Raw genomic sequence first — 13758 nt, forward strand, 5'->3', positions numbered from 1 at the left:
GTCGGGCGCGGACCCAAAAGTGCCCCGCCATCGCAAGGACACATCAGATGACAACGGTCGATCCCGAATTCAACGCAGACGCTGCCAGAGAGGAACGTCGCGCCCGCCTTTTCACCCGCATCAACGCAGCCGACAAATGGTTTCAGGTGTTGGGCCTTAGCTGGGCCACGCCCGTCCTGAAGGCCGCCGCAGGAGACAACCCACGCGCCCAGATGACCGAGATTTGGCGATTGTTGATCGTTCCCCTGCTGTCGATCTGTGCCTTTCTGCTGCTCTGGGCCACGCTGGCCCCGAAAGTACAGACTTCGCTTGGTGCGGTCCCCGGACCCGCGCAGGTTTGGAGCGAAATGGTCAGCCTGAACGAAGACGCACAGGCCAAGGCCGCCAAACGCGCCAAATTCGAAGCGATGGTCGAAAAGCGCAACCAAAAGTTCATTGATGCCGGTCAGCCCGAAAAGGTGAAGGAAGTCGCCTTTACCGGGGCACCTTCGTACTACCAACAGATCTGGACCTCGATAAAAACGGTGTTTTTCGGCTTTCTGATCGCCACAGTGGTCGCCGTGCCGCTTGGCATTGCCGCTGGTCTTTCCCCGACCGCCAATGCCGCGCTGAACCCGCTGATCCAGATTTTCAAACCGGTGTCTCCGCTGGCTTGGTTGCCGATCGTCACCATGATCGTCTCGGCCGTTTATGTCACCAATGACGGCTGGTTCGCGAAATCCTTCCTGATCTCGGCCATCACCGTGACACTCTGTTCGCTGTGGCCCACGCTGATCAATACATCGCTGGGTGTAGCCTCCATCGACAAGGACCTGGTGAATGTCTCCAAGGTGTTGAAAATGAACACCTATACCAAGATCACCAAACTGGTTTTGCCTTCTGCCCTGCCCCTGATCTTCACAGGCCTGCGCCTGTCGCTGGGCGTCGGCTGGATGGTCCTGATCGCGGCGGAGATGCTGGCGCAGAACCCCGGCTTGGGCAAGTTTGTCTGGGATGAGTTCCAGAACGGCTCGTCCAGCTCGCTCGCAAAGATCATGGTTGCGGTCTTCACCATCGGCATCATCGGTTTCCTGCTGGACCGGGTGATGTACGCACTGCAATCCCTGTTTACCTTCACGAATAACCGGTGATCGAGATGAGCATTCTGAGCTTCAAGAACGCCTCGAAATCCTTCGGTGAAGGCACCGCACGCACCGATGTGTTGAAAGGCATCGATCTGGACGTGCAAGAGGGTGAGTTTCTGGTGATCCTCGGCTTCTCGGGCACCGGCAAGACGACGCTGATCAACCTGATGGCTGGTCTGGATACGCCGACCAAGGGCGAGGTCACGTTCAAAGGCGCTCCGATCAAGGGGCCGGGCCCTGAGCGTGGTGTGATTTTCCAGAACTACTCGCTGATGCCATGGCTGACGGTCAGCGGCAATGTGGGGCTGGCGGTGGATACGGTCTTTCCGGGCCTCAGCAAACTCGAGAAAGCCGAGAAGGTCGCGCATTATGTGAAGATGGTGGGCCTCAGCCATGCCGCAACGCGCCGCCCTGCAGAACTGTCCGGCGGTATGCGCCAGCGAGTCAACGTGGCGCGCGCTTTGTCGATGAACCCCGAAGTTCTGCTGTTGGATGAGCCTTTGTCGGCGCTTGACGCGCTGACCCGCGCCAATCTGGCGGATGAGATCGAACATATTTGGGAGGCCGACAAAAAGACCTGCGTGCTGATCACCAACGATGTCGACGAGGCGATCATTCTGGCTGACCGCATCATTGCGCTGAACCCTGATGGGACTTTGGGACAGGAGTTCCGCGTGTCGATTCCCCGCCCACGCGATCGGGGTGCGATGAACAACGATGAGACCTTCAAACGCCTCAGGGCCGACGTCACCAAGTACCTGATGGATGTGGGGATCGAAGCCAAGGTCGAAGGCTCTCGTATCCTGCCGGATGTCACCCCAATCCACGGTGTTCCAACAGCGGTCGCCGAGGCGCAGAAGGGGATGATCGAGAACCGCTTCCTCGACTTCTCGCAGCTGCACAAAGTGTATCCGACGCCCAAAGGCCCTCTGACCGTGGTCGAGGATTTCGACCTGAAGATCGACAAGGGCGAGTTCATTTCGCTGATCGGCCATTCCGGCTGCGGTAAGTCCACGGTTTTGACTATGGCTGCGGGTCTGAACGACATCTCGAAAGGCGCGATCAAGTTGGATGGCCGTCACGTCGAAGGGGCTGACCCGGAACGCGCGGTGGTGTTCCAATCGCCAAACCTGTTCCCCTGGCTGTCTGCCAAGGAGAACGTCGCGATTGGCGTCGACAAGGTCTATCCCAAGGCCAGCATCGCCGAGCGGCAGGACGTGGTGGAGTACTATCTGGAACGCGTCGGTCTGGCTGACGCGATGGACAAATCCGCCTCCGACCTCTCGAACGGTATGAAGCAACGCGTCGGTATCGCCCGCGCCTTCGCCCTGTCCCCCAAGCTGCTGCTGCTGGACGAACCCTTCGGGATGCTCGACAGCCTTACGCGCTGGGAATTGCAGGAAGTGCTGATGGAGGTCTGGTCCCGCACCAAGGTCACCGCAATTTGCGTCACCCACGACGTGGATGAGGCAATCCTTCTGGCCGACCGCGTGGTGATGATGACCAACGGCCCGCAAGCGACGATCGGTAAGATCACCAAGGTCGACCTGCCGCGCCCGCGCACCCGCAAGGCCCTGTTGGAACATCCGGATTACTACGCCTACCGGCAGGAGGTCCTCGATTTCCTCGAAGAATACGAACATGGCGCCAAGCCAAAAACACCCGCCCCCAAGGCGATCGCAGCGGAGTGAAACTATGAAGCAAAGACTTGTTGTCATCGGCGCAGGGATGGCCTCGGGCCGGGTGCTGGAGCACCTGACCGACGCCGCGCCGGATGCGTTCGACATCACCCTGTTCAACGCCGAGCCGCGCGGGAACTACAACCGAATCATGCTCAGCCCGGTCCTGTCGGGCGAGAAAACCTATGAAGAGATCGTCACCCATGACGACACCTGGTATGCCGAACGCGGCATTTCCTGCCGCTTTGGCGAGCAGGTGGCCAAGATCGACCGTGAGATGAAGGTGGTCGAGGGCGTCAACGGACATGTGCCCTACGACAAGCTGATCATTGCGACAGGGTCAAATCCGTTCATCATCCCGCTACCCGGTCATGATCTGGACGGTGTGATCGCCTATCGCGATCTCGAAGACACCCAGCGGATGATGGGCATGGGTTCGGGCAACAAGGTTGTCGTCATCGGCGGTGGCCTGCTGGGGCTTGAGGCCGCTGCGGGCATGGCCGCGCATGGGGTCGACGTGACCGTGGTTCACATCATGGGTCACCTGATGGAGCGTCAGCTGGACGAAGCCGCAGGCTACCTGCTGAAGAAGTCGCTTGAAGACAAGGGCATCAAGATTTGCCTGCAGGCGAACTCCAAGGAAATCCTCGGGCAAGATGGCAAAGTCCGCGCGCTGCTTCTGGAAGACGGGACCGAATTGCCGTGTGACCTGCTAGTCATGGCCGTAGGGATCCGCCCGAACACGGCGCTGGCGCAAGAGGCTGGTCTGGCCACCGGGCGCGGTATCCATGTGGATGACCAGATGCTGACCTCGGACCCGGATGTCTACGCCGTGGGTGAATGCGTAGAACATGACGGGGCGGTCTTTGGCCTTGTCGCGCCGCTCTATGATCAGGCGAAAGTCGCCGCGCAGGCGCTGTTGGGCGAAGAAGCTACGTTTGTTCAGAAAACCCTTTCAACCAAGTTGAAAGTCACCGGTTGCGATTTGTTCAGCGCGGGTGATTTCGCAGACGCGTCAGGGCGTGAGGATATCGTATTCCGCGACCCCTCGCGCGGGGTCTACAAGCGGCTAGTCATCGAAGAAAATCGTCTGATCGGCGCGGTCATGTATGGCGACACTGCCGATGGCAGCTGGTTCTTCGGGCTGATCAAGGACGGCACCAGTATCGAAGACATGCGCGAGACGCTGATCTTCGGGCCTGCCTATCAGGGGGGCGACACTGCGGACCCTCTTTCAGCCGTTGCAGCATTGCCGCCTGAGGCGGAGATTTGCGGCTGCAACGGCGTATGCAAAGGTGACATTGTCGAAGCGATCAACGCGGGTGCCAGCGATCTGGGCACCGTGCGTGCAAGCACCAAGGCCAGCGCCTCGTGCGGGACATGCACGGGGCTGGTTGAGCAAGTTTTGCAGGTCACTCTGGGTGATGAGTTCCAAATGCCAACGGCGCAACCGATCTGCGGTTGCACCGACCTGACTCACGAGGATGTGCGACGACTGATCAAAGGGCAGGAGCTGAAAAGCCAGGCCGCCGTTTGGCAAGAGCTGGGCTGGACAACGCCGAATGGCTGCCATGTCTGCCGTCCGGCGATCAACTACTACCTGTTGGCCGACTGGCCGCTGGAATACCAAGACGACCCACAAAGCCGGTTCGTGAACGAGCGCAAGCATGCCAATATCCAAAAGGACGGCACATTCAGCGTCGTGCCTCGTATGTGGGGAGGCATCACCACCCCCGATGAATTGCGCGCGATCGCAGATGCGGCTGACAAATACGATGTGCCGACGGTCAAGGTTACGGGCGGTCAACGTATCGACCTGCTGGGCGTAAAGGGTGAGGACCTGCCTGCGATTTGGTCGGATTTGAATGGGGCCGGTCTGGTCTCTGGCCACGCCTATTCAAAGGGCCTCCGGACGGTCAAAACCTGCGTCGGCACCGATCATTGCCGCTTTGGCACGCAAGACAGCACTGGCCTCGGCATCAAGCTTGAGAAAATCCTCTGGGGCTCGTGGACCCCGCACAAGTTGAAATTGGCGGTGTCGGGGTGCCCGCGCAACTGCGCCGAGGCAACCTGCAAGGATATCGGTGTTGTCTGCGTGGACTCGGGCTATCAGATCAGCATCGGCGGGGCCGCAGGTATGGACGTCAAAGAGACCGAATTGCTCTGTCAGGTTCCCACCGAAGACGAAGCGATTGAAGTAGTGATAGCCGTCACTCAGGCCTATCGCGAAGGCGGCAAGTATCTGGACCGCTTGTATAAATGGCTGGGCAAGGTGGGCATGGACTGGGTCAAGGCTCAGGTCGTGGAGGACCGGGAGAACCGCGCCGCTCTGGTCGAACGGTTCGAACTGTCCCAAAGCATCTACCGGAAGGACCCGTGGGCGGAACACGTCAAGGACAAGGCGCAGACCTATGCGCCGATCGCAGATTTCACACTGGAGGCCGCGGAATGAGCTGGATCGACATCGGACATATCGAAGACGTCCCCCTGCGCGGCGCGCGTTTGGTGAAAACGCATATCGGCTGTATCGCGGTCTTCCGCACCGCCGAGGCCGAGGTATTCGCCGCCACCAACACCTGCCCCCACAAAGGCGGGCCGCTGTCCGAGGGCATCGTGCATGGGCAATCGGTCACCTGCCCCCTGCACAACTGGGTTTTCGACCTGAACACCGGCCAGGCACAGGGCGCTGACGAGGGGCAGATCGCCACCTATCCGGTGCGTCTCGAAGGCGGGCGTATCTTGTTGGATGCCAGCACAGTCTCTCACCGGAGCGCCGCCTGATGGACGGCACTGGCCTGCCCGAGGTCCGCTCGACCTGCGCTTATTGCGGGGTCGGCTGTGGCGTCCTGCTGCGCCCCGACGGGGCCGGAGGGCTGGCCGTACGCGGTGACCCGGACCACCCGGCCAATCATGGTCGGCTCTGCTCCAAGGGCTTGGCTTTGGGCGAGACCGTCGGCTTGGATCACCGCCTGCGAAACCCGCGCGTGTTTGGTGAGGATGTCAGCTGGGATGACGCCCTTGAACTGGTTGCGGATCGGTTCTCATCGGCGATCAAGGCGCACGGGCCGGACAGTGTTGCCTTCTACGTCTCGGGGCAATTGCTGACCGAGGACTACTATGTCGCCAACAAGCTGATGAAGGGGTTTATCGGGTCGGCGAATATCGACACCAATTCGCGGCTCTGCATGGCATCCACCGTGGCCGGGCACAAACGCGCTTTTGGCACAGATACCGTGCCCGGAACCTATGAGGATCTAGATCGGGCCGATCTGGTTGTTCTGGTCGGATCGAACCTCGCTTGGTGTCATCCGGTTCTCTATCAACGGCTCATGGCGGCACGTCAGGCGCGTGGGACCCGGATCATTGTGATCGACCCGCGCAGAACGGCGAGTTGCGATCAGGCCGATCTACACCTGCCTCTGGCACCGGGCAGTGACGTGGCCGTGTTCAACCATTTGCTTGGCCGCATTCACGAAACCGGAAAGGTCGACACGGGTTTTCTGAGCCACACGGCAGGGTTCACGGACGCACTTGCCACCGCGCAAAAGGACAACCCGGCGGTGACCGGTCTGGACCACAAAGACCTCGACGCCTTCTGTGACATGTGGATCGGGACGGAACGCGTGGTCACGATCTTCAGCCAGGGAGTCAATCAGTCCTCCAGCGGGACGGACAAGGTCAACGCGATCCTGAATTGCCATCTGGCCGCGGGCCGGATCGGTCGACCCGGCATGGGGCCATTTTCCGTCACCGGGCAGCCGAACGCCATGGGGGGGAGAGAGGTCGGTGGGCTCGCCAATATGCTCGCCTGTCATCTGGACATCGAAAACGAAAGCCACCGCACGGCGGTTCAGAAGTTCTGGGCTGCGCCAAATATGCCCAAGAAACCGGGGCTGAAAGCCGTCGATCTATTTCGAGAGATTGAGAAGGGACAGATCAAAGCCCTCTGGGTGATTCATACCAACCCCGCCGTCACCATGCCCGAGGCCGACCGGGTGCAGGCCGCCATCAAAGCCTGTCCCTTCACGGTTGTCAGCGACCTGACCGAACACACAGACACAGCCCGCGTCGCAGATGTGGTGTTGCCCGCAGCTGGATGGGCCGAGAAAAGCGGCACCGTCACCAATTCGGACCGCACGATCAGCCGCCAGCGCGCCGTCCTGACCCCTCCGGGCCATGCGCGGGCCGATTGGGATATCCTCGCCGAAGTGGGCCGCCGTATGGGATGGAAAGAGGCATTCGACTATACCTCGCCCGCGCAGATTTTCCGCGAATATGCCGCTTTGTCATCCATTGCCAAACCCTTTGGGCGCGATTTCGACATCTCTGGATATGTGGACCTGTCGGACGACGACTATGCCGAGCTGCAACCAACCCGCTGGCCGGTGACGCCGGACGGCACCGGAGGTAGATTCTTTGGCGACGGGCAGTTCTTCCACCCGGACGGCAAAGCCCGCCTGATCGCGGTCAGCCACAGACCACCCGAGGCGAAGACCTCTAAACGCTACCCGTTCCTATTGAACACCGGGCGTACGCGGGACCAATGGCACACCATGACCCGATCTGGCCTGTCACCACGCCTGTCGTCGCACCTTGCTGAGCCTTTCATTGAGGTTCACCCCGAAGATGCGGCTCGTCTCGGGCTAGACCCCGACAGCTTGGTCGAGGTAAAAAGCGCGGTCGGGGCTTGTATCTTCCGGTTAAAGACATCCGATGCCGTCGCGCCCAGACAGGTGTTTGCGCCGATCCACTGGACGGGCGAAACAGCCCCCTCGGCCCGTGTCGATGCATTGATGCCCGGCGTCACTGACCCGGTATCAGGCCAACCCGAAAGCAAAGCCGCCGCAGTGTCCCTGCACCCCATGAAGGCGGGTTGGTATGGTTTTGCAGTCTCCGCAACACCTCCGTCACCATCGGCAGAGTATCGGGCAACGGCGAAAACCGAAAACGGCTATAGAACAGAGCTGGCAGGCTATGAGATGCCCACCGACTGGGAGAAAACGGCCCGAGACTGGTTCCAACTGCCTGACGCCCTGTCCACATCGGTCGAAGACCCCAAGCGCGGGTCGTTCAGGATCGCCCTGTCAGACGGTCCGCGCGTTCTTGCCGTTCTCTATGTATCTCGGGAACCTGTGACCCTGATGAGGGAGTATCTCGCAACCCTGCCTGATGCCGAGGCTCATCAGCTCCTGTCCGGACGATCCGCAAATGGCGTCGAGGATGGCGGGCCAATCGTCTGCTCCTGTTTCGGGGTCGGACTCAATACGATCGTCCGGGCCATCGGTACCCAGAACATCGGTGATGTCGATGAAATCGGCAGGCTACTGCTGGCGGGCACAAACTGCGGCTCATGCCGCCCGGAACTGTCAGGATTGCTTGCCAAGCATTCGGTCCCGATCTTGCAGGACGTCGAACCTTAGGCGCAGGACCTATTCTGGGTCCTGTAATGCCGCCAATTTCTCCACACAGATAAGCATATTTGGCGCGTGGCCCTGTGCGCCAACGCCGTGGCCGAAAAGACCAAGGCCGCAGCATTTGCTGCGGCCTCTTTTTGCTCTCAGATATCGAGAGTATGTTGTTTTTCCCAGTTTGAGAAGTGGGATACAAACGAGTTCCACTCCTGATGCTTCATCTTCAGGAAAGCGCTTGAGAACTCCTGCCCCATCATTTCTTTCAACTCGGCGTCCTTGTCGTATTCGCGCAGGCCATCCAGCATGTTCAACGGCAGTTTGGGCGCGTCGGTGACCTTGTGGCCTTCGGCATACATGTCGATGTCATAGCGCGGTCCCGGATCAGCCTTTTTTCGGATGCCCGAAAGACCGGCGGCGATGATCACAGCCTGCAGCAGATACGGGTTCGCCGCCCCATCGGGCAGGCGCAGTTCGAATCTGCCCGGGCCGGGGACGCGCACCATATGAGTTCGGTTGTTGCCTGTCCATGTCACGGTGTTGGGCGCCCATGTGGCCCCTGACATGGTGCGCGGTGCATTGATGCGCTTGTAGCTGTTCACAGTCGGGTTGGTGATCGCAACCAGCGCGCTGGCATGTTTCATGATGCCGCCGAGGAAATACTTGCCTTGCTCGCCCAGACCGACCTCTCCGGTCGGGCCGTCGCCGTCGCCCGCAAAAACGTTGGTCTTCGCATCCGCGCCCGGCGCGTCCCAAACCGAGATATGGGCGTGGCAGCCATTGCCCGTCAGCCCCTCGACTGGCTTAGGCATAAAGGTGGCGCGTAGCCCATGCTTCTCGGCCACGGATTTGGTCATGAACTTGAAGAAGGAATGTTTGTCGGCGGTTCTGAGAACATCATCGAATTCCCAGTTCATTTCGAACTGGCCATTGGCGTCCTCGTGGTCGTTCTGATACGGCCCCCAGCCTAGTTCCAGCATGTAGTCGCAGATCTCGCGTACCACGTCATAGCGGCGCATCACGGCCTGCTGGTCATAGCAGGGCTTTTCCGCAGTATCGAACGGGTCGCTGATCTGCTCGCCATCGGGGGTCAGCAGGAAGAACTCGGCTTCGATGCCGGTTTTTACATGCAGGCCCATCTCGGCGGCCTCGTCGATCAGGCGGCGTAGTACGTTGCGTGGGGCCTGGGCCACATCCTGCCCCTCCATCACGCAATTACCGGCAACCCAAGCGACTTCGGGCTTCCATGGCAGTTGGATCACCGAGGACGGGTCTGGCACCGCCAGCATGTCGGGATGCGCGGGGGTCATATCCAGCCACGTGGCGAACCCGGCAAAACCGGCGCCCTCTTCCTGCATGTCGGCAATGGCTTGTGCAGGAACCAATTTGGCCCGCTGTCCACCGAACAGGTCGGTGAACGAAATCATGAAATATTTGACGCCTTTTTCTTTGGCGAAAGCTGCCAGATCTGTCGTCATGGTCGGCCTTCCTTTCCCTGTTTATCAATCCCAATAGAAGAAAGGCGCAGCCCCGTGGGGCCGCGCCTTTCGAATGTCAGATCAGAACCCGGCCTTGCCCGGATACCAGTCGGTGCCTGCCAGAGGCACTTTTGCCATCGCAGCCGCCTCCATCGTCAGGGCACATAAGTCCTCGGGTTCGAGGTTGTGCAGATGGTTGTGCCCGCAGGCGCGCGCGATGGTCTGTGCCTCAAGCGTCATGACCTTCAGGTAGTTGCGCAGCCGTCGCCCGGCATCGACCGGGTCAAGACGCGCGGCAAGCTCGGGGTCTTGGGTGGTAATACCCGCCGGGTCCTTGCCTTCGTGCCAGTCGTCATAGGCTCCGGTTGTGGTGCCCAGCTTCTGATACTCGGCTTCCCATTTCGGGTCATTGTCACCAAGGGCAACGAGGGCCGCCGTGCCAATCGCCACTGCGTCCGCGCCAAGCGCCATCGCCTTGGCCACATCCGCCCCGGTGCGGATACCGCCCGAGATCACAAGCTGCACCTCGCGATGCACCCCCAGATCCTGCAGCGCCTGCACGGCGGGTCGGATACAGGCCAGCGTCGGCAGGCCCACATGTTCGATGAACACATCCTGCGTGGCCGCCGTGCCGCCCTGCATCCCGTCCATGACCACAACATCCGCCCCGGCCTTCACCGCCAGCGCGGTGTCGTAATAGGGCCGCGTCGCGCCAACTTTGACATAGATCGGCACCTGCCAGTTGGTGATCTCACGCAGTTCGAGGATCTTGATCTCAAGATCATCCGGCCCGGTCCAATCCGGGTGCCGACAGGCCGAGCGCTGGTCGATCCCTTTGGGCAGGGTCCGCATCTCCGCCACGCGGTCGCTGATCTTCTGACCCAGAAGCATGCCGCCTCCGCCGGGTTTGGCCCCCTGCCCCACCACGATCTCGATCGCGTCGGCCTTGCGCAGGTCGTTGGGGTTCATGCCATAGCGCGAGGGCAGATACTGATAGACCAGCTTGGTCGAGTGGCCGCGTTCCTCGGGCGTCATGCCGCCATCGCCGGTTGTGGTCGAGGTGCCTGCTGCCGAAGCGCCCCGGCCCAAGGCCTCTTTTGCCGGACCGGACAGCGCGCCGAAGCTCATGCCAGCGATGGTGATCGGGATATCCAGCTGGATCGGGTTCTTGGCAAAACGCGTGCCCAGCGTCACCGAGGTATCGCAGCGCTCGCGATACCCCTCCAGCGGATAGCGGCTCACACTTGCCCCCAGAAACAGCAGGTCATCGAAGTGCGGCACCTTGCGTTTGGCGCCTCCACCCCGGATGTCATAGATGCCGGTCGCTGACGCGCGGCGTATCTCGGCGTTGATCGGGTTGGAAAAGGTCGCCGACTGGATCGGCACGGTGCGCGGGGTCTGATCGTCCATATCTTTCATACCCTTCATCCTTAGTAAGCGGCCGAGTTGTCGACGTCGAAGTTATACAGCTGACGCGCCGAGCCATAGCGTTTGAACTCTTCCGGTTTGGCGTCACTGCCTGCGCGGTCCAGCAGGTCCTTCAGGATCTCAAGATGTTCGGGGCGCATTTCTTTCTCGATACAGTCCGCGCCCAGGCTCTTGACCGAGCCGCGCACAAACAGACGCGCCTCGTACAAGGAATCCCCCAGCGCGTCGCCCGCATCGCCGCAGACCACCAGATTGCCCGCCTGCGCCATGAAGGCCGACATATGGCCGATATTGCCATGCACCACGATGTCGATCCCCTTCATCGAGATCCCGCAGCGCGAGCTGGCATTGCCCTTGATCACAAGCAATCCACCATGGCCTGTGGCCCCAGCGTATTGGCTGGCATCGCCATCGACGATGACCTGACCCGACATCATGTTCTCGGCCACGCCCGGCCCGACCGAACCTTCGACCCGCACGGTGGCCTGCTGGTTCATGCCCGCACAATAGTAGCCGGTCGAACCTTTTACCGTCACCTCGATCGGCGCGTCCAACCCGACCGCGATAGCGTGGCTGCCCTTGGGGTTCACCACCTGCCAGCTGGTCTGGTTGGTCTCTTTGCTCTGGTCCTGCAGGGCGGCGTTCAGCCCGCGCAGGCCGTCGGCCTCAAGATCATAGGTCTGCATTTTACGCGGCCTTTTTGTTGGGTGTATTGGTGTGGGACCAGAAGTAGACCGTCGCCGGCTCCGGCTCCCACACGCGGGCGACTTCGATGCCGGGCAGGTTCACCAAGGCTCGGTATTCACTGCCAAAGGCCACATATTGATCGGTTTCCGCCATGACCGCCGGCTTGCAGGCAATCGGGTCACGGACCACGCCGAATCCGTCCTTGGTGCCGACGACAAAGGTGAAGAACCCGTCCAGATCCTCAAGGCTGCTTTCCAGCGCCTCGCCGAGAGACGCGCCGTTCATCATTTTCCACGTCAGATAGGCCGCGCCCACCTCGGTGTCATTCTCGGTCTGGATATGGACGCCCTCACGACGCAGCTTGCGCCGCAGCGAGTTGTGGTTGGACAGCGATCCGTTATGCACCAGACACTGGTCATCCCCGGTGTTGAACGGGTGCGCACCCATCGTGGTCACCGCCGATTCCGTGGCCATACGCGTGTGGCCGATGCCATGCGTGCCGGTCATGCCGCTGAGGTTGAAGCGCGCGGCAACATCTTTGGGCAGACCGACCTCCTTGTAGATCTCAAGGCTCTCCCCTCGGCTCATGATCCGGACCGAGGGGCGGATCTCGGCCAGCGCGGCGCGTGCAACCTCGAATTGATCGCCGGGGATATCTAACACCGCATGGGTATCGTTGATCGTCTGGGTCACGGAGGTATTCAGGCTCTGGCCCAGCTCATCCGCCAGTCCGGCAAAGTCCTGTTCGGGGTTTGCAGACTGAACGGTAACCTTCGTGATGCCCTGAGATGGATCGCCATAGATCGCGATACCAGCGCTGTCGGGGCCACGGTCGGTCATGGTGATCAGCATATCCGTCAGCATCTCACCCAGCTTAGGCGACAGTGACTGGTCTTTAAGGAATAGTCCGACAATTCCGCACATGGCAGACAGCTCTCCTTGCGTGTTTCGTTGCGCGTGTACGCTAGCAACAAAACTCCGGACCCTCAATAACTAGAGGAAATGTTTTTTCCTAGCAGGCAAATTTTGCCCAATTTCTGAGCACTCACTTACAAGCCACGGCAAGAGAGCCCGGCCAACATAGCTGTAGGCTTAGCGAATTGATCATCCGCTTTCTGCTAGAAGTCGGATCAGCTTGTCTGAGGGTAACTGATCACCGAGATATACCGCGCCGGCAGACTGACCAGTCGCTCAGGCCCATGCGGCGCATCCGCGTCGAAGAACAGAGTATCACCGGGTTTCAACGGATAAACCTGCTCCCCATGGCGATAGTCCACCTCGCCCTCCAGCATGTAGATCGTTTCAATCCCACCATGCTGGAAGGTTGGGAAAACATCCGATTCCGCTGTCAGGGTGATCAGATAAGGCTCGACAATTACGCCCGAACCATTGGCGCCTAAATGGCCGAGAAGGTTGTATTGGTGATGTGCCCGCGTACCTTCACGCTCTAATTCGACGCCTTCACCGGCCTTGGTGTGGACAGCGTCGCGACGCTCTTCAAACCGGCGAAAAAAGCTGGTCAGCGGAACCGACAACGCATCGGCCAGCAGTTGCAGCGTGGTTAGCGAAGGCGACGTGTTGCCGTTTTCGATCTTGGACAGCATCCCGATCGACAGGCCGGTTACCTGGGCAAGCTCGGCGACCGTTGTGTTCTGTTGCTTGCGAAAGGCCCGAACCTCGCGACCGATGGCCACTTCCAGAACCTTTTCCCGGTCACCGGACCGGATCGAATGAGGATCCTGCGTGAGTTTCATAATAGAGGCTCTGTCGTTTGGGTTGGCCGTCATATCCACTGCCCTTGCTACAAGTGTTTGAGCCTGTTCGGCAAGGCGCTGAGCCTGCAAGTTGGATAGCGAAGCCTTTGGTTAAAGTCTATCGCCCGCAAAACGGCAGGAAGAGCTGAGGGCATTTCCAAACTCAAACGCTTGGTGATTATGCATTAGATCGCGCGCGG

The 13758-nt window shown here is 60.2% G+C and carries 10 protein-coding genes; 5 read left to right on the forward strand and 5 right to left on the reverse strand.

Going from position 1 to position 13758, the window contains the following annotated elements; genetic code table 11:
- The first annotated feature begins 47 nt into the window (after positions 1 to 47).
- From ACP15L_RS13330 to ACP15L_RS13350, 5 genes are read left to right on the forward strand one after another with little or no spacing between them, the layout of a single operon-like run.
- Entirely contained in the window at positions 48 to 1130 is a 1083-nt protein-coding gene (locus tag ACP15L_RS13330) for an ABC transporter permease (RefSeq protein WP_170378572.1), read from the forward strand.
- A 5-nt stretch (positions 1131 to 1135) separates the two neighbouring features.
- Entirely contained in the window at positions 1136 to 2815 is a 1680-nt protein-coding gene (locus ACP15L_RS13335) for an ABC transporter ATP-binding protein (protein ID WP_425084525.1), read from the forward strand.
- A gap of 4 nt (positions 2816 to 2819) precedes the next feature.
- Positions 2820 to 5255: a nitrite reductase large subunit NirB gene (gene nirB / locus ACP15L_RS13340; protein WP_425084526.1), complete on the forward strand. Its 2436-nt coding sequence runs from the start codon at positions 2820 to 2822 to the stop codon at positions 5253 to 5255.
- Positions 5252 to 5584: a nitrite reductase small subunit NirD gene (nirD, locus tag ACP15L_RS13345; RefSeq protein ID WP_425084527.1), complete on the forward strand. Its 333-nt coding sequence runs from the start codon at positions 5252 to 5254 to the stop codon at positions 5582 to 5584. Before nirB ends, nirD begins: the two co-directional genes overlap by 4 nt.
- Positions 5584 to 8223: a molybdopterin-dependent oxidoreductase gene (locus tag ACP15L_RS13350; RefSeq protein ID WP_425084528.1), complete on the forward strand. Its 2640-nt coding sequence runs from the start codon at positions 5584 to 5586 to the stop codon at positions 8221 to 8223. The genes nirD and ACP15L_RS13350 overlap by 1 nt, the downstream gene beginning before the upstream one ends.
- Before the next feature lie 137 nt (positions 8224 to 8360).
- Here ACP15L_RS13350 and glnT read toward each other — a convergent pair whose 3' ends face one another.
- The 5 genes from glnT to ACP15L_RS13375 all read right to left on the reverse strand — a co-directional run bounded on the left by glnT (position 8361) and on the right by ACP15L_RS13375 (position 13558).
- Positions 8361 to 9689: a type III glutamate--ammonia ligase gene (gene glnT / locus ACP15L_RS13355; RefSeq protein WP_425084529.1), complete on the reverse strand. Its 1329-nt coding sequence runs from the start codon at positions 9687 to 9689 to the stop codon at positions 8361 to 8363.
- Between the two features lie 81 nt (positions 9690 to 9770).
- Positions 9771 to 11099 (reverse strand): FMN-binding glutamate synthase family protein, encoded by a 1329-nt coding sequence (locus tag ACP15L_RS13360; protein WP_425084582.1) that lies wholly within the window; start codon positions 11097 to 11099, stop codon positions 9771 to 9773.
- A gap of 20 nt (positions 11100 to 11119) precedes the next feature.
- Positions 11120 to 11803, reverse strand: coding sequence for a protein GlxC (locus tag ACP15L_RS13365; protein WP_425084530.1), 684 nt, complete (start codon positions 11801 to 11803; stop codon positions 11120 to 11122).
- Between the two features lies 1 nt (position 11804).
- The gene (locus tag ACP15L_RS13370; RefSeq protein WP_425084531.1) at positions 11805 to 12728 is read right to left on the reverse strand and encodes a class II glutamine amidotransferase; all 924 of its coding nucleotides are present in this window, start codon (positions 12726 to 12728) and stop codon (positions 11805 to 11807) included.
- A gap of 206 nt (positions 12729 to 12934) precedes the next feature.
- Positions 12935 to 13558: a helix-turn-helix domain-containing protein gene (locus tag ACP15L_RS13375; protein WP_425084532.1), complete on the reverse strand. Its 624-nt coding sequence runs from the start codon at positions 13556 to 13558 to the stop codon at positions 12935 to 12937.
- Positions 13559 to 13758: the final 200 nt, after the last annotated feature.

This window comes from Ruegeria profundi (assembly GCF_049800715.1).
Lineage (GTDB): Bacteria > Pseudomonadota > Alphaproteobacteria > Rhodobacterales > Rhodobacteraceae > Ruegeria > Ruegeria profundi_A.